A 20,922-nucleotide genomic window follows, 5' to 3' on the forward strand; every position below is an offset into this window, starting at 1 on the left:
ACTCTCATCTACAGTTTAGGACTGTATGTAGCAACTGATAAAGACCAGAGCAAAGAATCTTAGGGATGAATTTTTTCTCAATGGGGTTTGTGATCAATAGTGCTGTTGACACTCCTCGTTCTAAAGGCACGAGGATTCTTGGTTCAACGAGACCACTTAAACTAGATACCTTGCAGTGTCTAGCTCAGAGGTGGGACTCTCCCCAAGCGACTTTGGGTATGCCCTACCCTAGTTAGATTTCTCCAAGTTCTTTTTTTGATTTGAAACATAATGTTTCAAAAAACTGTATGTCTAGCTCCTCTAAATCTTTTACCTACTGCGAGGTGGAGTCTAGAAAAATGCAGCAGAACCCCATAGATTCAATTTTCAAGGTTCAGCGTTGTACCTTTCGGCAACTGGGTTTTTTAAGTGGTTGATTACCCTTTCCACTCACTAAATTCTACCATAAAAGCCGTGCTAGAAGCACGGGGCTTTAAACCCAGTTTTTTGGTAAATAAGGGGAAATATTAAAACATTTGTATTTATTAAGGGAACACCAAAAAATAAATTACCCAATTTTGTGGGATGGGCATCCTGCCCGTCCTTGATGATTAGGGGACTTTTCGGCCCGCACTACAAGAAATTTTTGGGTATTTTTTTAATTGGAAGTCCCTAAGTGAAAAGTTACATACCTGCAATAACGTATCTTTTATTTTAGTGTACATACTTCTCCCGCAGCATCTCTCATGCCAACTAAGTAAGTAGGCATAATTAAATATAGTATGGGCAGGCTAGAAGCCCACCCCACAATAAGTATAATACTCTTATGGAGTGGGCTTGGTGGACCGCCAAGAGTCAACAATATTATTTTGATATTATTTCAACCCATCTACTTGTATTTTTATGTCCATGCTCGGAGATTTTTATGGACTACGGCTAAATACCACATATAATCATCAATTTTGTCCTCGTTAGCAGCTTTAACTATATATTCCTGCGCTAACTCCAAATTATTCTCAGCTTCATAATATAAGCCTAAATAAAGGTGACTGTAAAATTTACCTTTTAATCCTGTCAATTTTCCTATATTTAAAACATCCTCTTGACTACAATTACCTGCAAATAAATCATATATAGTTGCCATGATTTTTCGAGGATCATTTTTCACAGTTAATAAAGAATTACGTGCTTCTGTAACACCTGATAATCTGGCTATACAAAGATATCGCCACACTGTTTCTTCTACATCTTGAGCATTAACAATTAAATCGGTTTCAAACTGTTTTGCACCTTCAGCAAACCGTTCTGCATAATAATAGGATAATCCTCTTTGCCAAAGATAAGGAGTAATTTGCATATCTAACTTTTCAGCATGATCGAAATCTTGAATTGATTCTTCAATTTTTCCTAATTTAAAATAAACCATCCCTCGCTGAACATAAGCATTAACATGATTTGGCTGAATATTAATGGTATTGTTCCACTGTTGGAGTTGATTTTCCAGAGAATTGGTAAAAAACATTTTGGTAACAGCTTAGAAAGTTGACGGAATCTATTTTTGTCTCACGCAAAGGCGGAAAAAGCAAGCTTTTTTTAAGGTTTAATTTAAGATTTTATTTTCTATTGTTCATTCTAAATTACCCTAATCTAGCTCTCTCCGTCCTTCTAATGCTCTGGCTAAGGTGAGTTCATCAGCGTATTCTAAATCACCACCTACGGGTAAACCAAAGGCAATGCGGGTTACTTTTGTAAATGGTTTGAGTAATTGACCTATATATAATGTTGTGGTTTCTCCTTCGATACTGGGACTAATGGCTAAAATAACTTCTTGGGGCTTTTGTTCGCTTACCCGTTTCACTAAAGCTTGAATAGTTAGCTGTTCAGGTCCGATACCATCCATTGGGGAAATTACGCCGCATAAAACATGATATTTACCTTTATATTCACGGGTTTTTTCTAAAGCAATCACATCACGGGAATCTGCAACTACACAAATGGTTGTATTATCTCGCTGAGGGTGACGACAAATTTCACATACTGGATCTGAGGAAAGGTGAAAGCAAACTTTACACAAACCTACCTGTTTTTTTGCGTCAACAAGTGCTTGGGCTAAGGCTTCTACTTCTGCTTCTGGTCTTTTTAAGATGTGCAAAGCTAATCGTTGGGCGCTTTTGGGACCAACTCCAGGGAGCCTTTGCAACTGCTCAATTAATCGAGCTAAGGGGCGTGCGTAAACCGTAATTCTACCTCCGGGCTTTTTTCTATTTTACAATTATCTCATGAGAGAATGAAATCTTTAAACGTGCTGAAATTTCTGTTATGTTTACAAGCATAACCAATTTGCCATAGCACTAATATTTAATATATACGTAGGGTGGGCAATGCCCACCGTAGAGAGTTTTGGTTAGGGGATTTTGGTTAGGGGGTTTTGGTGGATAATGCCCACCCCACATATCATTTATGACTGTTATATATATTATATTTAAGTAGATGGTCGTAATTTATGCGTAGAGATTCAATTTTTTATAGCCTATTTCAACAATATCCATCTTTACTATTTGAACTCTTGACAGATCCGCCTATCAATGCTCAATCTTACCGCTTTGATTCTATAGCTGTCAAAGAACCCACATTTGCAATTGATGGTGTATTTTTACCACCAGAAAGTGATGGACGAGGAATAGTATATTTCTGTGAGGTACAATTTCAAATAGATGAAGAACTTTATGAAAGAACAAATGCTGAAACTTCACTATATTTTTATCGTAACTGCAAAAGATTTAGTGATTGGCAAGTAGTAATCATTTATCCATCTCGAAATACTGAACAAAGCAATATTTATCCCCATCGTGGATTTCTTAACAGTCCCCAAGTCCATCGAGTATACTTAGATGAATTGGGCAATATTGAGGAGTTACCATTAGGGCTAGGAGTAATGTTACTAACTACTCTGGAGGAAAACAAAGCCCCAGCAGCAGCTAGATATTTATTAAACAGAAACAATGAAGAAATTGTACCACCATCAAGTCAAGCTATCATAGAGATGATCACGACAATCATGGTGTACAAGTTTGAAAAACTAAGTCGTCGGGAGGTAGAATCAATGTTAGGAATTACACTGAAGGAAACTAGAGTTTATCAAGAAATTAAAGAAGAAGGAAGGGAGGAAGGACTAGAACAAGGAAGAGAGGAAGGAATAGAAGAAGGTATAGAACAAGGGATAGAACAAGCTACCATTAGTTTAATTATTCGACTATTAACAAAGCGGTTTGGGAGAATTTCTCAAAAAATGAGAAAATCTATTTCTGCTTTACCATTATCTGTTTTAGAAGAATTGAGTGAAGCACTTTTAGATTTTAATAGTTTGGCTGATTTTCAAACTTGGTTGTTAATAAATACGCCGTTAAAAACTGACTAACTATGAATTCTTGGTTCTGGGTGTAAGGTTGATAATAATTGACTTTCCACCTCAGCTAATTCATCTAATCTATTCATGACTATTTTTCTGTCAAAATAGGTATCTGCTAATACCCAGTAAATGCCAAAATGTCGGGCTTCCGATGCCATTAAACTGCGATAAAATCCGGCTAATTCTGGTTCTGGACAGTTAGCAGCTAATAACCCTAAACGTTCATGGCTGCGGGCTTCTATTAAGCCTGTAACTAGCAGAGAATCTAAAAAACGGTGGGGTTCTTGGTTACAGACTTGGGCTTTTAAACCAGCGCCGTAGGGTGGTGGAGCTAATGGTTTGAGGGGAATATTCCGTTTTTCTAACCACTGGTTAACTTGTTCTAAGTGTTCTAATTCTTCTCTAGCGATCGCTGTTAACTCCCTAACCATTTTAGTATTAGAAGGATAGCGAAACATCATATTTAACGCTACTCCAGCGGCTTTTTTTTCACAGTGAGAGTGATCTAATAATATAATATCCAGGTTAGCGATCGCTTGCTCTACCCAAGCATCACTGGTGGGTTGTTTGATGGCGTTGATAGTGGGTAAAGGTGAACTCAGCACAGGAAAAATAACTCCAAATGGATAATTAATTAATTTTAATCTAGGAAAAAAGAGACGTTTGCCGAAATATTTCTATAATACAGTAAATTATCCTATTTATGAACAGACACAAAGGGTAATTTTAATAAACTGATAACATTAAAATCTCTGGTTTCTTCTGGTACACCAAATTGGATTGTTTCTGGTTGTGGTGGATAATAACGAGATTGAAATATTATATCCCATATAGTTAACAAACTGCTATAATTACTATTGAGATATTTGATTAATTGGCAATGATGAGCGCGATGATAATTAGGTGTGACAATGAAGTAACTCAAGAATTTATCTATTTTGAAAGGTAGAGCAAAATTACTGTGATGAAAAACTAATGATACAGCAAATAAAGATTCATATAATATCCAAGCATTTGGTGTAATTCCCAATAGATAAATTAAGCCAATTTTAGGAATATTGGAAGCAATTACTTCTACTGTATGAAAGCGGTAAGCTGTGGATATATTCATCCATCTGTCTGTATGATGAACTTTATGAAATCGCCAAGCAAAACCCCAATTGTGGATTAATCTATGCCACGTATACATATACAAATCAAGCAATAAAAAAGAGAGGATAAAGTGCAGCCAAGGTAAGTTCAGATTATAAAAAAATCCCTGGGATAAAGTTGGTTTCCACAATAAATTTAATATTAAAATAACAGTGACATTAATGACTAGAGAATTAATTAAACCCAAAATTAAATTGTGAATAAATCTTTTAATGGGATTTTGACGATATTGAAAAAAGGGAACTAAGGTTTCCAGTATTCCAAATGTAACGATACTGCTGACAATAGCTAGAGATTTATATTCCATTTTGGTCTATATCCTTATAATTCTGGCATAGAGGGGTCAATCTTGTTTCTCCATTCATGAATTCCACCTTTAACATTTTCTCCTGTAATTCCTGCACTCTTTAATAATTCTAACGCTTTATTCGACCTAACACCAACAGAACAATAGGTAATTAATTTATGTCCTGGTGTCAATGATTTAATATTTATAATCCCAATTCCCGCTTCAACATCTGTTAATGGTACAAGTATTGCTCCGGGAATGTGGGTATATTCATATTCTGCTGGAGTCCGAACATCAATTAATAGTAATTGGGGATTTTTACTAAGAATTAATTTTTGCAATTCTTGAACAGTAATTTGCGGGATACTAGCAGCGCGAATTTTATCACCTAAAATGGGTAAACCAGAAAGGTGATTTAATGGGATACCAGATTCCATTAATGGTTTGAGTATATCTGAATTATATATCATGGCGGATAACAAACTACCAAATATAATAATCAACCATATTAATACTTGTAATGCAATTTTTAATTTCAGATTGCTGATGTTAATCTTTAGCATAATTTCTTTAGTTAATTATTTAATGAATTCTTTGTTTAGTAGTTCCTTAGTCCCTTGACCACATACAGGAACACCATTTTTTAAGATCGGATTTGCTGGACTGGTAGTAGTAAGTTCTTGACTTTGACAAATAATTGATAAAGTTTCGGGTTGATCTTTTTTTGTTATAGGTACAGCAAAAACAGCCCCTACAAAAGTTTTAATAGGTCTGGGATTAAACCAACTACTATCTACATATTTTTGTCTAGCCACACCATAATTAAATGCAGCTTTTTGAGTTATAATAATAGAATAATTGAAGTATTTAGTTTGTTCTTTAATACCTAAATCTAATCTTGATAAAGAGTTAGAAAAATTGCGATTTTCTAAAAAGTAGGCTTGTTGACTTTCGTTCATAGCACCAACATAATATTTCGATTCTGATGATACAGCCATACTACCACAACTCAGAAACGAGGGTAACGCTATTGCAGATAAAATACCAATAATTATGACAATTGATAGTATTTCAATAATGGTAAATCCGCGCTCATTTTTTCTACTCAATAAATATTGAAAAAATTTGATATTCATGATTAAATACAATTACTTAAATGGTGATTTCGGATTTTTTGTAAAAAATAAGATTCCCGAATTCTTCAAGAAGTTAAGGATCTGAAATAACTTAGGAAAACTTTGTTAAAAAACTTAATAATTGTTTAGTTCTTGGTGTGAGTAAAGTTTTGCGGTAAGCGTCTGCGGCTTTTTTAATTGCTTCTGCTTGGGTTGGGTAAGGATGAATTACACTACTAAGTTTACTTAAACCAATATTATTGACAATAGCTGTGGTAATTTCGGAAATCATCTCCCCTGCATGATTAGCAACAATTGTTGCACCTAGGATTTGATCTGATCCTTTTTTGTGATGAATCTTCAAAAAACCAGATTCTTCATGATCGGCGATCGCTCGATCTACACTAATAAAAGGAATCTTAATAGTTTCTATGTCTATACCCAATTTTTTCGCCTCATTTGCATACATTCCCACATGAGCAATTTCCGGGCTGGTATATGTCACCCAAGGCATTACCAAACTACTGAGTTTAGATCGTCCCCAACCAAAAGGCGAAAATAGAGTATTTTTAATCACAATCCGCGCCGCAGCATCTGCCGCATGAGTGAATTTCCAATTCATGCAGATATCACCAGCGGCGTATATTTTGGGATTTGTGGTTTGCAAATAATCATTCACTTTTACACCCAAGCTCTGATCGTATTCTACACCCACTGCGGCTAAATTCAAATTTTCCACATTGGGCGCACGTCCCACACCAACTAATATTTCATCAACTGTCACCGAATCTCGTTCACTATGCACAGAAAAATATAATCGTTTTCCTTCCGTCACAGTCACCACTTCTTCTAACTGACAATTTAATACTAAACGAATACCTTCATCAATTAAAATTTTTTGCAAAATTTCTGCTGCTTCTGGATCTTCCTGATTTAAAATATGTGAATCTCTATGAAATAATGTCACTTCACAACCCAAACGTTGGAATGTTTGTGCTAATTCACAACCGACAGGACCACCACCAATTATTGCTAATTTTTCTGGTTTTTGAGTTAGGGAAAAAACAGTTTCATTAGTTAAATATCCGGTTTCTTCAATTCCGCGAATTTTCGGTTTAACAGCCCGCGCACCAGTCGCAATTACAGCTTTTTTAAACTTTAGGTTTGTATTAGCAACTTCTATAGTATTATTACTTGTAAATTTTCCATCACCTAAAAAAACATCAATTCCTAAATTTTTAAATCTTTCCACAGAATCATGATGACTAATACTCGCCCGAATCCGCCGCATTCTTTGCATAACTGTGGCAAAATCCACATCAAATTGCTGGGAAATATTAATACCTAAATCCTTGGCTTTTTTGATTTCTTCTACTACACGAGAAGAACGAATTAAACATTTAGAAGGGATACAACCAAAGTTTAAACAATCTCCTCCCATGAGATTTTTTTCAATTAATGCTACTTTCAAACCTAAGTCTAAACCCGCAGCCCCCGCAGCTACAACTAATCCCGCAGTTCCCCCACCAATTACTACTAAATCATAACAATCAGCAGGTTGGGGATTTACCCAATTATCTGGATGCACATTTTTGAGTAGTTTTTGATTATACTCATCCATTGGCCGGATTGTAACTCTGTTAAATTCTGATGTTGACATTAGTATTACCTCTGGATTATCAAAGTATATTTGTGATTATGTAATCTTTACTTGTAAATATATTATTACTCCCTTCCTACTAGAAGAATATGGATTAAATGAACCACGAAGGGACGAAGGACACGAAGGAAGAAGGAAGAAGGAAGAAGGAAGTAGATAGGTAATCTTATACTGGGAAGAGAGGATCAAAAATTTGTCAGTTTTACATTTAACAAATTTACTCTTATTATATTACCTACCTGGCAACTACACAGATAAAACCCCCTTAAAATCCAGATTTTTTAAACTTCTTCTTCTAAAGCTTTCTTGGCTATTTTAGTGACATAAACTGTGACAGCAATTGTCGCTATCAATCCAATAATTTGAATTACCCAGTGTAGGATCATATTACTAGGTTGATTTTTACTACCAATTAAGGCTATGTCTCCTGCTAAAGATCCAAGATAAACATACATAATTGTTCCAGGAATCATCCCCACTGAACCCAGAAAATAGTCTGAAAAAGAAACACTAGTAATCCCTAAAGCATAGTTTAATAAGTTAAAGGGAAAGAGGGGAGAAAGTCGCATTAATAAGACAATTTTTAACCCCTTTTTACTTACGGCTTGATCAATAGTTGCAAATTTTTTGTAACTCGATATTTTTTCTTTTACCCAACCTTTAGCTAAATAACGTCCTACTAAAAATGCTGCTGTAGCGCCTAATGTAGCCCCAACAAAGACATATAAAGAACCCCAGGTTATACTAAAGATTACCCCAGCCCCCAAGGTGAGGATTGATGCTGGTAAAAAAGCTAAAGTAGCTATAATATAGATACCAATAAATACTATTCCTCCTACAGCACCTAGGCTATTAATCCACTGTAAAGTATTTTGTAAAAATTCTTGAAGATTGAGAGAAGATATGTGAATAAATTCTTGTGCTACAGCAACATCTATTTCTGATAAAAATACAACCATCATAAAAATTATCTACAATTTTGGGGAGGAATACCAATTACGAATTTGCTGGGGGGAAACACCGAGTAAATAAGCAATGACAATAATTTGATTCAAAATGGTGGTTTGGATAATTCCTTTTTTTAACCATCTGCGAGGTGAAGTAATTACAGGTGTTGATAATAGATAAATTTTTCCCATAGTTTTTAATTTTCTGATCAGTTCAAAGTCTTCCATAATTGGTATTTGGGGAAAATTACCAACTTGCTGAAATACATCTTTAGTTAGGAAAATACCTTGATCACCATAGGGCATTTGCCATAGATGCGATCGCCATTTTACACCAAATTCGACTAAACGCAACCCCAAATTCGGGGCATTTATCCGCAAAGCAAATGCACCAGCCACAATTCCTGGTTTTGCTAAGGTTGTCCGCATCATTTGCTCAAAATTTATCGGTAAACGAGTATCTGCATGGAGAAACAGCAGAATTTCCCCACTAGCAGCCATAGCACCCGCATTCATTTGATTAGCACGTCCAGGAGGAGAAATAAGCACTTTAACATTTAAGGATTTAGCTATGAATAATGTTTCATCTTTTGAACCACCATCAACTACAATTATTTCTACATTATTACTAAATTGACTGCTAATAATTGTTTCTTTAATATTACCCGCTTCATTGAGTGTGGGGATAATAATAGAAATTAAACCGTTGTTAATATTGTGATTTGTAATTTCTGCCATCATAGTGATTAAGGATGTTTTTCGATATTATCTAAAACACCACTACGAATCATCATTTGTGGCCAAATGAATATAAAAAATCCCATCCAAATTGATAAGGGAATAGCAACTAAAATTGTCAACCAAATAATTTTAAATACTAACCAACTCCCAGTAATTAATGTGACAGCGGTGAGGATAATTGACCAAGGCTGACACCACCAAGGTTTGAATTTCCAAGGACTAATTATTTGTTGTTCAGACATCTTTGTGTTTAAAAAATTATGTTTATGAATGCAGGAGTAGAAAGAAAGTAAAAAATGGAAAGCAAGAAGTTGAAAAAATAATTTATGGCTGGTTTACCTACCGTCAGGATTCCACTTATTTAGAGGTATGTATTGATTTTGAATTAAATCCAAAGCTTCAATTACACCACTAGGACTCAATACACGAAACCAGTAAATTGGACTGGTACTTTTATCGGAGTGAGTCTCAAACACTCTAATCACATAATAAGCTGTATCCGCAGTAGGAGAACTCTCAACCATTGAGGAAACCCGGATACTTCCTCTGGATAGTCTTTTAATCTCCCGCGCTTTTCGTTGCACTTGTGGTAGATTTTGGACTAAATCTAGAGCTTTTTTTGCATCTAATTCAGAACCTTGTAGAAAGTTGGTGTTATTTGCCTGAGCTAGAAATTGAGTAGAAGCAAATGTCTTGTGACTCGGATTTGTAAAACCTTGATCAATAGTAGAATGTGCTAATAACACTACAACTAATGAAGCTAGTAAAGGGTAATAGGTGATTTTTTTTGTGGAGTTACTCCTAAGTATTTCCATTTATTTTTTTCAGCTTTTATCGTGTACATAAGTATTATATCAGTAGTGATCCCCATCTATATCAATTTTTTTTAAAATACAACTAGTAGAGCGCAGCGGAACAATTAAATATAATATAGGCAGGCAGGATGCCCACATGAGGACAAGACTTGGGAAGGCAGACAAGGAAGGGAGGAAAACTGGTCAAGAAAGGGATGATTGGTCATAAAACAACCCATAAATTGAGTATTTTGTAGATAAAATCCTCCTTGTCTACTATCTCTCCTTGTCTTCCTAATCTTGCTTTTATGGGGTGGGCTTGGTGGATACCCAGGAGTCAACAATATTATTTTAATATTTATTTCAGACCATCTACTTACTTAATCAAATTTCTAAATTTTGCATTTCTGACGGGAGCAGTAAGCTCTATTTTGAATTTGTTAGTTTTGAATCAAATTTTACATAATAATTATTCTGAGACGATTAACTTTAAATTAACTGAGATATTGCATCATTAAGAACTTTTTTTACCTCTTTTTCCTATTCATTTTTAATAATAAGTTATTAGTAACTTTGACTACTTTTCGTATTTTTTAAAGAGTTCCAAATAAACGGCAAAACCTATCATAATTTTGTTACATATTTGTTAAGAAAGGTTACACGACTCTTAACAAAAGGAAATATTTTTTATGGTTGTTCCCAGTGAGAAAAATGCACCACATGAGGTTGTCATCATTGGTGGTGGCTTTGGTGGACTGTATGCAGCTAAGGCTCTTGGTAAAACAAATGTAAATGTTACTCTCATTGATAAACGTAATTTTCACCTATTTCAGCCACTTTTATATCAAGTTGCCACAGGTACGTTATCACCTTCTGATATTTCCGCACCATTGCGATCTGTATTCAGCAAAAGCAAAAATACAAAAGTGTTGTTGGGAGAAGTAAAGAATATTGATCCCAAGGCACAACAAGTTATTTTGGGTGATGAAATAATACCTTATGATACCTTAATTGTGGCCACAGGTGCGAAGCATTCCTATTTTGGTAAGGATAACTGGAAAGAATTTGCTCCTGGTTTAAAAACTGTGGAAGATGCTCTAGAAATGCGTCGGCGGATATTTTCGGCATTTGAATCCGCAGAAAAGGAAACTGATCCTGAAAAACGCCGGGCTTTCTTAACTTTTGTGATTGTGGGGGGAGGTCCGACTGGTGTAGAATTATCAGGAGCGATCGCTGAATTAGCATACCAAACTCTCAAAGAAGATTTCCGCAACATCGACACTTCAGAAGCGAAAATTATCCTATTGCAAGGGGGCGATCACATTCTCCCACACATTGCCCCAGAATTATCGAAAGTAGCAATAGAATCTTTACAAAAATTGGGTGTGGTTATTCACACTCAAACCAGAGTCACAAATATTGAAAATGACATCGTTACTTTCAAGCAAAACAATGAATTGACAGAAATTCCCTCAAAAACTATCTTGTGGGCAGCAGGTGTGCAAGGTTCGGCTTTGGGGAAAATTCTCGCAGAACGGACAGACGTAGAATGTGATTTCTCTGCCAGAGTAATTGTAGAACCTGACTTGAGTATCAAGGGTTATAAAAACATTTTCGTAATTGGAGATCTAGCCAATTTCTCCCATCAAAATGACAAACCCTTACCTGGTGTTGCACCTGTCGCCAAACAACAAGGAGAGTATGTAGGTAAACTCATTAAACGACGGCTTAAAGGTCATACTTTGCCAGACTTTCGTTATACCGACGTGGGTAGTTTGGCGATGATTGGGCAAAATTTAGCTGTTGTAGATTTAGGTTTTATTAAACTTACAGGTTTCCTAGCTTGGATATTTTGGTTAATAATTCATATCTACTTCTTAATTGAGTTTGACACTAAATTATTAGTAGTAATTCAATGGGCGTGGAATTATACTACTCGTAATCGTCGTTCTCGATTGATTACAGGTAAAGCTGTTAGACCAAAAAGTGTTAACAATAGCAGTCATTCCCCAACTACAGAAAAGAAGCAGCCAGCCAAACTCTAAGATTTGTGGTTTGTAGTAGCACGGCATCAAATTCCATCTGCAAATCCGCCATTCCTTCAACACTGAATTCAATTAGTGTGAGGTGGCGGTTTTAATTGTGAAAATTGCCATATTTGTGATATAATAAATCCAGTTTTATCAATTTACCAAAACTTTTGATAATGACACAAATTACATATAAAGTTGAAGCCTTTTGGGATGCAGAAGCAGAAGTTTGGGTGGCAACAAGCGAAGATATCCCAGGTTTGGTAACAGAAACTTCTACAATTGATATTTTAACAGAAAAGTTACGAGTAATGATTCCAGAATTGTTAGTCTTGAATCAAATTGTCCCTCATAATTATGCGGGTACAATTAATTTTGAGTTAATTAGTCATCGTCAAGAATTGATTCAGGTAGCGTAATAGATGAGTACATCATTTACACCTGAATTGAAAAAGCTGCTTTTAGAAGCAAATTGCTATTTTGAAAAGCAAGGTAAAGGAGATCATGAAATTTGGTATAGTCCAATTACAGAACGTCGGTTTGTCGTTGATAGTTGTATCAAGTCCCGGCATACTGCTAATATAGTTTTGAAACAAGCTGGATTACCTAAATATTTTTAACTTAGATAAATCAAGTTTTTTGTAGGTTGGGTAGAACGAAGTGAAACCCAACACCACCCACCAGGATATTATAACTAATAATGTTGGGTTGCGCTTCGCTTTATAATTAATGTTGGGTTTCCTTGCGTCAACCCAACCTACGGGGTAAGTCCACTTAATGCTTCTTTTATTCCCTGATGAATACCTTCAATTACAATTTCTGTGGGTGTTTCTTCAAAAGCTGAATTTTTCTCTAATGGGAAAATAGATTTTTTAAGAAGTTGGAGTGCATAAGTTTCTACAGAAAGACCTTGTTGTTGTGCTTGCTGTGTTAAATACTGTTCTAATTCTGGTGGTAAGCTGAGGGTTAGTTTCATAAGTCTATTGTGAGTAAATCTATCTATTTTTAGCTTGGTAAAAATAAACTAACTCGTAAGTTTCAAAGCAGCAGCTAAAATATCATCATCAGATTCCATCTCATCTAAATTATCCACCTTCATCTTTTCCATAATTTGACGATGAGTGATTTCATATTGAGCATTTACTAAAGTACGTGCTATTTGATAGGTGATTTTTTGCCAATCTTCAGGTGAAGCTATTACCTCTATATGTTGCAATGCTGCATAAGCCTCTGCTGGTAGCTTTGGGAAAAATTTCAAAGCTAAATTAATATTTTGTGCTTGTGTTTGTTCGGCTATTTTAGACAAATCTATCATCACCCCATCGGTATAAGTCAATCTAGTTTCTTCAGACATATAAATTCCTTGTGAACTTTGTGGTACAATAAAAACTGTGGTTTCTCTCAAATTAGAAATGGCTAAGATTAAATACACCTAACTATATATTCATTAATAAATTATTTTATCAAGTTAAATCTTATTTTAAAATGCTTCAACCACAAAATTTAATACGGTTATGTCTTGATCTTAACATCTGGTGTGCATCTTTGCTGTCGGATAGGAAAGGAAAGCAAAATTCATCCAGTCAAAGTTTAGTTACAATCATCAGGCAAGGCTATTGTGAAATAGGGTTAGTACAGTTAATTATATCTTGGGGTATGATTAACCGTTTACGCTCAGTTCTTGAGGAACAGTTAAGTATTCCTACACCATTAGTTGATTCTTATCTATCTGCAATTATTAATTATACCCAACTCGACCTTATTTAAAATATATTTCCAGTCAATAAAAAATAAAGTTTTCTTATGAAAGGTAAAATGTTTGTGATAAAATAAATCTAGTTTTATCAATTTATCAAAATTTTTGATAATATCGACAAAAATCTATGACTAATCTCTTACAACAAGCTTATGCTGTCGTCTCACGGCTACCTGAAGATGAACAGAATGAAATTGCTCAACTGATTTTCCAGCAATTAGCACAGCGTCAACAACTACTGCATCCAAAAAATGTAGATTTTATGCAATTTGCTGGTATTGCGAATGCTGAAGAAACTATACTTTTACAAAACCTCGAACATGAGATTGAAGAACAAAGATTACTAGACTTGCAAAGGCAAATTGAACTGTGAAAAAAGCTTTACTAGATACTAATATCCTCTCATATTTTCTTCGAGGTGAAACACAAGTTGTCAAAAGATTCCGTGAATATCAACAATTTCACACCTATTTAACTTTTTCTGTTCTTACTTACTACGAAATCAAAAGTGGATTGCTGTACAAAGATGCTAAAAATCTTTTGCAGCAATTTGAAATTCTTGCCAATAGCAGCGAGATTGTACCGCTTGATATAGATACAGCTAATGTTGCCAGTATTATTTATCAAGATTTACGTCAAAGAGGTTTATTAATTACTCCTATTGACTTACTGATTGGAGCATCAGCAATTAATAATAAAAGCGTTTTAATCACTGCTAATATTAAACACTTTCAAAATATCCCTAATTTGGAATATGACAATTGGATAGCACCACCCACCAGGATATTATAATTAATGTTGGGTTTCCTTACGTCAACCCAACCTACATTTGCTACATTTACCAGAATATGATAGGATAATTTGCGTTCTTTGAATATGCAGTTTATGTTAGATAATATAGTTGAAATTAGATTAGGAATTAAACCCAACTTAAATGAAAGTAGAAATACTATCAATGGAAGTAGGAGGAATATTATTTGTACATTTAAAGGAGCAGGGGGCAGTATTTCCACACTGGAGAATCGAGTAGGAGATACTACTTATAGTGGGATTATTCCTTTTCAGAAAATTATTGATCATGAATATCTCGATAAATCAATAACTCATAATTTATTAGCTTTACAAAATGGTAATATCTTAGATTTAAGTCAGCCGCAAGTTTATAATCATCAAACATATTTACCTAATAAAATTAGATATAAAATTGATGATGATTATTCGCAATGGGATGATTTAGTATCAAAACTAGAAAGCATAGATGAACAATTAACGCTGAGTTTATATTTTGATATATCCAGAATTAATACCAGTAATTACCAAGTTATTCAAATCAAAGAAGAATCTTATTTAAACATAGTTATTAATCCCCTTTTATTTGCAATTAAAAAAGAAGTTTATTGGCTTCCAGAAGCAGGACAACCTTTACCATTTTCCAGATATGAAGATATAGAAGGTAATTTTGGTTTTTATGGAAATGATCAACTTTATCCTATACCCATAAGAATATTAGATGTTGTTTGTAAAGACTATAGTGCTAATACTTTATATTCTACAGATACACCTGAATATGAAATTGGTGATGCTTCAGTTAAAAGAGTTATGTTAGCTTTAGAAAAGTTAGAAAATATCACAGCTTATCCCACAGGTGAAAATAGTATTGCTGATATTAAATTAAAATGGGATTTAATTGTGAAAGTCCATGACAAAAATTATCCATTACAAATTAAATCTAGTAAATCTCAAGCTCAAGAAGATTGGCAAATATACAAGGAATTATGGTCAGATAGACAAATTCCATTTCTTCCCGCTATTGTCTGGACAAATTTCGCTTCATCAATAGATGCAATAGCAAAACAATTTGCTCAATTATTTGATGTGGAGTTTAAAAAAGAATTACCGATAGTTAATAATAACATCAATAGTCAAATAGTTAAAAATAAAGATCAGATACCTGAACATATTGATCAAGTTGGGACTGGAAAAAAAGCACATAAATATTTATTGAAAGCATTGTTTGAAACTGCTGAAAAAGGAACTTGGAATAAAGCAGTTGAAGATTTATTACAGGAAATTGTTGATAGAGGAAAAAACCCAGCTTATCAGTTAATTAATCATTGTCGCACGATTGCGAAAGCTCGAACTATGCAAGCTGAAACATTGAAAAATCAGGAACAGAATCAATAAGATTAAAAATTGTGGTTAACTTCTATGTTAGATGGTAAATATATTTATCTATTTAACTGTTTATCATATTTATGATACCAATACTCAATAATTAATAAAGATGCTCTGATAAGTTTATTCCAATGTTCATTATCAATGACATTTATTATTTCTAACTGAGTGGCAGGTCTAAAATGAACTATAGAATTACGAATCTTATAAATTACCTGACCAAGTTCATTTGGTAGCGCATCAGATCGCTTAGAATCTATAAAATTTTTAACTTCTTTTAAGCTATTAATAGCATCTTCAGGTGGACCATATATCAATTTATTAATAGCTATATCTTCTTTTGGTTTCCAGTCAATAGAATCTTCAAGTTTGGCTGAAAAGTTGAGTAATGATAATGAATTTTCTATTCCTAAATCTTCATAAAATTTTTGTAAAAAATATACTGAAAATAATCTTTCTATACATCTATAAATATCAAGAAAAGAATACCTCCAATGAACAGATACTAAACTAAAAGATAAATTATCAAAAGGTATATGTTTTGAACCTTCAAGAAACAATCTTTGAAAAATCAGAAGAGTTTCTTCGTCAAATTCTAGAGGCATTATTTGAGGATTATGAGTAATATAAAAACCAGATAATTTGAGAATATTAACAGTGGTTTTATTCTTTGTTTCACCCTCAATAAACAGACAGTCATGTTGAACTTTATAAACAAAAATAGGTTCAAAAAACTCTTTTACTTGACTAAATTCATATTCAATTTTTTCTTCTTCAGTTTCATAAAAAATTTCATTTTCAATGAAACTCACATCAGTAGTTTGTTTAACGGGAATTTTGAGTTCAAATATTAAGGCTGTAAATATTCCTCCATTTAATTCTTCTTCCTGTATTATTTCTCGTTCTGTTAATAACTGAGTTGTCGAACCAATGGTAACAAAGTATTTTTGTTTTTCAAATTCAAAATATGCCGTTCTGAATGTCGGCAAAATTCTTTGTGTATCTTGAATTTTTAATTTCTGCAACCATTCTTTTTCACGTTCATTTGTTTTAATATATCGTATAGCATCAGCAAATATAGGACGCTCAATATTTTTATCTTCAACAAATTTAGCTAATACTTCAAATATATATTTATTAGCCTCTTTCATACTTCTGGACATAATAATATTAGTAACTCCAGCATGGATTCATATTTTCAACTTCAAAATTTTCATCAATTAGCACTTTAAAAGCTCCTCGAAAGAATTCTCTTTCATTAGATTTTGCTATTTTCTTGCTAACAACTTCATTCAAAGTATCAAAACACAAAAATTCTTCCATTTCGTTATGATTGAAACTTCCTAATTTTTCTAATAGCTTATCAGCATTTGTTTTTATATCCTGCCATTTTTGATTTTGCTTTTCTGGTGTATATTCATTTCCTGGTCTGCCTAATGTTGCCGAAGCTATAGCAGTTACAAAACCAACGCAGGCTGGTTGATTACTAAATAAATCTTTACCTTGTTTAAAATTAAAATATTCTTCTGTATTTTCACTTTGATAGGATGCAATAGCATGGTCGAAAGCATTATCAAATTTAGATAAATAAGACATGACTTCATAAAAAATATTTGTAAAGTCCGCATTTGAGGTTGATTCTATAAAATCTAGTCTTGTAAATTCGTCCGCTAGTCTTTCTGGAAGATTAATTTTTTCGGTTCTAGCCCCGAATACCAGAAATAATTCAATTACATTATTGGCGTGAAATTGTCCAGGTTTAGTACGTCTTCCTTCATCATTAATTGTGATTATTTCTATATCTGGATATTTTTGCTGTATTTCTTTAATTATGACTTGAAATACGGTTTCGATTTGTCTTCTTAAATTCCAAGGAACTTGACCTGTATTTAGTACCAACATTCGATAAGTTAAACTATTAATTTGTGAAGCAATCCAAAATTCTATCCGAATTTTACGAGTTGCAATTTCATAATTATCTTTTAATGCTTTATTAAATGCGTCATTTAAAGCTGTGGTTCTTTGCATACCATCTATAATAGATATATTATCTGATGGTATTTGGTAAACAAACTGCAAAAACTCGTCTTTATATTCTATTGTTTCTATTGTTGTTAATTCTTTTGTAGAAACAATAGCCCCAATTACAATTGGAGGTAATACTGCTCCCAATGCTATATCTTTCTCCATCCTCTTACGAATACGAATTGCGGTTCTTGTTTTTAATGTATCTCTTTGTCCTTCTAAGCCTCCTTTTCTATTATGAAAGGCTTTTTGTACCATATTCAGGTAATCTTCTACAGTGAATTGAACAATTACAGAGTAACAATTCACTCTTGTATCTTTAATAATATCTAGATTTTTTGTCATAAGAATACCCGGTAAGTGGAAAACTCAGCGGCTTGGCTCCCTGAGAGGGAAACGACACGAGCGGTTTTAACCGCTTTGAATCTTTTTTCATTACCGCCTTGGAGTTAAGAAATTCGGGGTACTTTTGTGCTGTACTTTCAACGGGACAATTACCGATTCAAAATTCCCAACTCTGTACGCATAATGTGTTGCTCACAAAGAGCCTCCCTTTCGGGGTGATGTTAGCTGAATGCCTCCGGCACGCTGGCGCGAACGTCAATGTTTTAAGAGCTTTTTAGACTTGCAACACTGTTTCAGTGACTTTAAAACTGTTTAATTGCAAATGACAGAGCAGGGAACTAGCTACGCATCCCATGGTGTCGTGACTCAAAAAACGTAGTCAGTGAAGACTTAGACTGGTCAGTACAGCTTGTAATTTCTTACAAGCTCAGTCCCTTTAGGGCTGAGTTACTGACACCATCTTCTATAATTGAGGGCTATATGGCAATATCGTTTTTGGGAACATTTAATTAGAGATGAAATTGATTTTCAAAATCACGTTGAATATATTCATTATAATCCAGTAAAACATGGTTTGGTAACAGCACCAAAGGATTGGGAATATTCCAGTTTTCATCGCGCTGTGCGTCAAGGTATCTATGACATGATGTGGGGTGCGGTTGAGGAAATTATTTTTGATGATGATATTGGCAACGAGTAGGTTGGGTTGAATGAAATGAAACCCAACATTATAATACCGATTGGTGGTGTTGGGTTTCGTTCTTCAACCAAATCTACAACTAGAAATTATGTACAATCATCATCTAAAGTCACCAAAGCAGATATTGGTATATCGAACCATAAATCCAACGATGTTAATAGTTCCGTATTTTCATCTTGGATTAATGTGTTTGCAAAAGTAACAAGTAATTTTGCTCTTTCATTTATGAAAGCATTGAAATTATCCTCAAAGGTATTTGAAGGGCATAAAGCACTGTCTAAAATATATTCTAATGACTTTTCTTTTGGCATCAACTTGACATATTGTGACGGTTTTTTAGCTGATATTTTTTTATTTTCAGAACTATTCAAAAAACAAAAATTAGCTAGGCAATTAATAAGACTATCCTCGAATTTTAGTTTTAGATATGCCTTTGGATAAATATGATGAAATTCTGTTCTGTTATATTTTTGTAAGACTTTATCTAGGTCAATATTTTGTCCTGATAAAAAAGATTTCGGATTATTATTAGCAAGTAATAAAACAAAGGTTTTAGTGTTAATGTTATCAGAACGAAATCGGTTATTTATAAAGAAATCTTTATCTATCTGACACTCAATTTCTCCAAAACTGTTATCTTCGCCATTTTTTAGTTTGATGATTTCTTCAATATCATGTATAATAACCTTTTTAGCTTGAATACTATATCTATTAGTAAAACAAGACCTCCAAAACCATTTCTTTATTTGATTATATACTTTACCATCATACGAAATTTCTTTTCCATCATGTTCAGCAAAATAAGCCGACAAAGGAATTATAAGTCCAGGATATGGAAGGTTTTTTAAAGACGCAATTTTTAACTGTCTTTTCATAAAATCAATTGCACCAAAAATTCCATTTCTAACTGTTGGAAAAGCTGCTCTTATTTCTTGTCCACTTAACTCTAATAAACTTTCTGGAGTAGTTTCTTTTTTAAGAATAGCTGCTGTACATTTTAATATTAAATCACAATCTTCCCCTACTTCAGAAAAACCAAACTCTTCTAATTCTTCTTTCAAAGTTCTGAAATTTTCTAATAAGTCAAAATCTTCATTCCATGTCCAGGCAGAAAGTAGTTGAAGTGTATCAAGTTTTGTCCCAAAACGATTAACACGCTCAAAAACAATAGCAACAATAGGTCTATCTTCTGTTTTTAATATCTGTGCGAGAATGGAGACTTGTTTAAATATGTCACAAAGTTTATCTAATCTTATAATTTGTTCTTGAGTAAATTGTTCTGTAGCACTTCTGTATTTTACAGTGTCAAACAATACATTTAGAGGAAAGTGTTTTCCTGCTATCACTTCCTTATCACGTAATGCGTAAAATTGACTTTCTTGAACATCTTCTCTTGCATCTAAATCAAAATATATTCCAGTCCAGTCATTTTCTTGTGTTGAATTTAACTTTGTCTGAAATACTGAAAAAATAGATGTAAGTCTTTGCTGACCATCTAAAACATAATCTATAGGGTAATCTTCCTTCGGGTTTGGAAGATCAAAAGCTCCAAGTTTTCTTTCAGTTGCAAGTTTAGAGTTTGTTCTCCAGAATAATAAAGAACCAAATGGGTATTTTTTATAAATACTGTCCATTAAATATGCTACCTGATCCATATCCCATACAAAACCACGCTGGAAAGCTGGGATTCTAATGCTACCATTACTTACTAATTCCAAAAGTTCACTGATAAAATAAGGTTCATATTTCATCATAAGGTTATGTTAGGGGTTAAGACTTATTGTTTACAGATAAAAATGTATCAT

Annotated in this window: 23 protein-coding genes and 1 pseudogene; 8 read left to right on the forward strand and 16 right to left on the reverse strand. The window is 33.7% G+C overall.

Annotation, left to right across the window (positions count from 1 at the left end; all coding sequences use genetic code 11):
- Positions 1 to 880: 880 nt before the first annotated feature.
- Both EZY12_08335 and recR read right to left on the reverse strand, forming a co-directional pair.
- Positions 881 to 1,501 (reverse strand): tetratricopeptide repeat protein, encoded by a 621-nt coding sequence (locus EZY12_08335; protein QSX69596.1) that lies wholly within the window; start codon positions 1,499 to 1,501, stop codon positions 881 to 883.
- 120 nt (positions 1,502 to 1,621) lie between these two features.
- Positions 1,622 to 2,221 carry a recombination protein RecR gene (gene recR / locus EZY12_08340; GenBank protein QSX70578.1) on the reverse strand — a complete coding sequence of 200 codons (600 nt, stop codon included), beginning with the start codon at positions 2,219 to 2,221 and terminating at the stop codon, positions 1,622 to 1,624.
- Positions 2,222 to 2,482: 261 nt separating this feature from the next.
- Between recR and EZY12_08345 the strand changes: the two genes are divergently transcribed.
- Positions 2,483 to 3,397: an Rpn family recombination-promoting nuclease/putative transposase gene (locus EZY12_08345; protein QSX69597.1), complete on the forward strand. Its 915-nt coding sequence runs from the start codon at positions 2,483 to 2,485 to the stop codon at positions 3,395 to 3,397.
- Here the strand turns inward: EZY12_08345 and EZY12_08350 are convergent.
- From EZY12_08350 to EZY12_08390, 9 genes are all read right to left on the reverse strand, one after another.
- Positions 3,394 to 3,993: a tRNA-(ms[2]io[6]A)-hydroxylase gene (locus EZY12_08350; GenBank protein QSX69598.1), complete on the reverse strand. Its 600-nt coding sequence runs from the start codon at positions 3,991 to 3,993 to the stop codon at positions 3,394 to 3,396. The two genes, EZY12_08345 and EZY12_08350, sit on opposite strands and share 4 nt — an antisense overlap.
- A gap of 92 nt (positions 3,994 to 4,085) precedes the next feature.
- On the reverse strand, positions 4,086 to 4,847 hold the full coding sequence (locus EZY12_08355; protein QSX69599.1) for a sterol desaturase family protein: 762 nt from the start codon (positions 4,845 to 4,847) through the stop codon (positions 4,086 to 4,088).
- A 14-nt stretch (positions 4,848 to 4,861) separates the two neighbouring features.
- The gene (locus EZY12_08360; protein QSX69600.1) at positions 4,862 to 5,392 is read right to left on the reverse strand and encodes a hypothetical protein; all 531 of its coding nucleotides are present in this window, start codon (positions 5,390 to 5,392) and stop codon (positions 4,862 to 4,864) included.
- A gap of 15 nt (positions 5,393 to 5,407) precedes the next feature.
- A complete protein-coding gene (locus tag EZY12_08365; protein ID QSX70579.1) occupies positions 5,408 to 5,965 on the reverse strand; it encodes a type IV pilin-like G/H family protein in 558 nt (185 codons plus the stop codon).
- 91 nt (positions 5,966 to 6,056) lie between these two features.
- Positions 6,057 to 7,604, reverse strand: a complete 1,548-nt coding sequence (locus EZY12_08370; protein QSX69601.1) for a mercuric reductase — start codon at positions 7,602 to 7,604, stop codon at positions 6,057 to 6,059.
- Positions 7,605 to 7,885: 281 nt separating this feature from the next.
- Entirely contained in the window at positions 7,886 to 8,566 is a 681-nt protein-coding gene (locus EZY12_08375; protein QSX69602.1) for a TVP38/TMEM64 family protein, read from the reverse strand.
- Positions 8,567 to 8,575: 9 nt separating this feature from the next.
- Positions 8,576 to 9,289 (reverse strand): TIGR04283 family arsenosugar biosynthesis glycosyltransferase, encoded by a 714-nt coding sequence (locus EZY12_08380; protein ID QSX70580.1) that lies wholly within the window; start codon positions 9,287 to 9,289, stop codon positions 8,576 to 8,578.
- A gap of 8 nt (positions 9,290 to 9,297) precedes the next feature.
- Positions 9,298 to 9,534, reverse strand: coding sequence for a hypothetical protein (locus EZY12_08385; protein QSX69603.1), 237 nt, complete (start codon positions 9,532 to 9,534; stop codon positions 9,298 to 9,300).
- Between the two features lie 93 nt (positions 9,535 to 9,627).
- Positions 9,628 to 10,107, reverse strand: a complete 480-nt coding sequence (locus tag EZY12_08390; protein QSX69604.1) for a hypothetical protein — start codon at positions 10,105 to 10,107, stop codon at positions 9,628 to 9,630.
- Between the two features lie 668 nt (positions 10,108 to 10,775).
- Between EZY12_08390 and EZY12_08395 the strand changes: the two genes are divergently transcribed.
- The 3 genes from EZY12_08395 to EZY12_08405 all read left to right on the forward strand — a co-directional run bounded on the left by EZY12_08395 (position 10,776) and on the right by EZY12_08405 (position 12,736).
- Positions 10,776 to 12,131, forward strand: coding sequence for an NAD(P)/FAD-dependent oxidoreductase (locus EZY12_08395; protein ID QSX69605.1), 1,356 nt, complete (start codon positions 10,776 to 10,778; stop codon positions 12,129 to 12,131).
- A gap of 161 nt (positions 12,132 to 12,292) precedes the next feature.
- The gene (locus EZY12_08400; GenBank protein ID QSX69606.1) at positions 12,293 to 12,535 is read left to right on the forward strand and encodes a DUF1902 domain-containing protein; all 243 of its coding nucleotides are present in this window, start codon (positions 12,293 to 12,295) and stop codon (positions 12,533 to 12,535) included.
- Positions 12,536 to 12,538: 3 nt separating this feature from the next.
- Entirely contained in the window at positions 12,539 to 12,736 is a 198-nt protein-coding gene (locus EZY12_08405) for a type II toxin-antitoxin system HicA family toxin (GenBank protein QSX69607.1), read from the forward strand.
- A gap of 137 nt (positions 12,737 to 12,873) precedes the next feature.
- Here EZY12_08405 and EZY12_08410 read toward each other — a convergent pair whose 3' ends face one another.
- On the reverse strand, positions 12,874 to 13,092 hold the full coding sequence (locus tag EZY12_08410) for a hypothetical protein (protein QSX69608.1): 219 nt from the start codon (positions 13,090 to 13,092) through the stop codon (positions 12,874 to 12,876).
- 48 nt (positions 13,093 to 13,140) lie between these two features.
- Positions 13,141 to 13,548, reverse strand: coding sequence for a hypothetical protein (locus EZY12_08415; protein ID QSX69609.1), 408 nt, complete (start codon positions 13,546 to 13,548; stop codon positions 13,141 to 13,143).
- Between the two features lie 451 nt (positions 13,549 to 13,999).
- On the opposite strand from EZY12_08415, the gene EZY12_08420 reads away from it, so the two are divergent.
- From EZY12_08420 to EZY12_08430, 3 genes are all read left to right on the forward strand, one after another.
- On the forward strand, positions 14,000 to 14,245 hold the full coding sequence (locus tag EZY12_08420) for a hypothetical protein (GenBank protein ID QSX69610.1): 246 nt from the start codon (positions 14,000 to 14,002) through the stop codon (positions 14,243 to 14,245).
- Positions 14,242 to 14,664: a type II toxin-antitoxin system VapC family toxin gene (locus EZY12_08425; GenBank protein QSX69611.1), complete on the forward strand. Its 423-nt coding sequence runs from the start codon at positions 14,242 to 14,244 to the stop codon at positions 14,662 to 14,664. The genes EZY12_08420 and EZY12_08425 overlap by 4 nt, the downstream gene beginning before the upstream one ends.
- A gap of 93 nt (positions 14,665 to 14,757) precedes the next feature.
- Positions 14,758 to 16,056 carry a hypothetical protein gene (locus tag EZY12_08430; GenBank protein QSX69612.1) on the forward strand — a complete coding sequence of 433 codons (1,299 nt, stop codon included), beginning with the start codon at positions 14,758 to 14,760 and terminating at the stop codon, positions 16,054 to 16,056.
- A 44-nt stretch (positions 16,057 to 16,100) separates the two neighbouring features.
- Here EZY12_08430 and EZY12_08435 read toward each other — a convergent pair whose 3' ends face one another.
- Complete coding sequence (locus EZY12_08435) at positions 16,101 to 17,210, reverse strand: hypothetical protein (GenBank protein ID QSX69613.1); 1,110 nt, start codon at positions 17,208 to 17,210, stop codon at positions 16,101 to 16,103.
- Between the two features lie 7 nt (positions 17,211 to 17,217).
- The gene (locus tag EZY12_08440) at positions 17,218 to 18,423 is read right to left on the reverse strand and encodes a hypothetical protein (protein ID QSX70581.1); all 1,206 of its coding nucleotides are present in this window, start codon (positions 18,421 to 18,423) and stop codon (positions 17,218 to 17,220) included.
- A 466-nt stretch (positions 18,424 to 18,889) separates the two neighbouring features.
- Here EZY12_08440 and EZY12_08445 point away from each other — a divergent pair.
- Positions 18,890 to 19,117: pseudogene (locus EZY12_08445) on the forward strand (transposase).
- A gap of 86 nt (positions 19,118 to 19,203) precedes the next feature.
- Here the strand turns inward: EZY12_08445 and EZY12_08450 are convergent.
- Positions 19,204 to 20,868 (reverse strand): DUF262 domain-containing protein, encoded by a 1,665-nt coding sequence (locus EZY12_08450; GenBank protein ID QSX70582.1) that lies wholly within the window; start codon positions 20,866 to 20,868, stop codon positions 19,204 to 19,206.
- Positions 20,869 to 20,922: the final 54 nt, after the last annotated feature.

The organism is Dolichospermum sp. DET69, assembly GCA_017355425.1.
In the GTDB taxonomy this organism is placed as follows: domain Bacteria; phylum Cyanobacteriota; class Cyanobacteriia; order Cyanobacteriales; family Nostocaceae; genus Dolichospermum.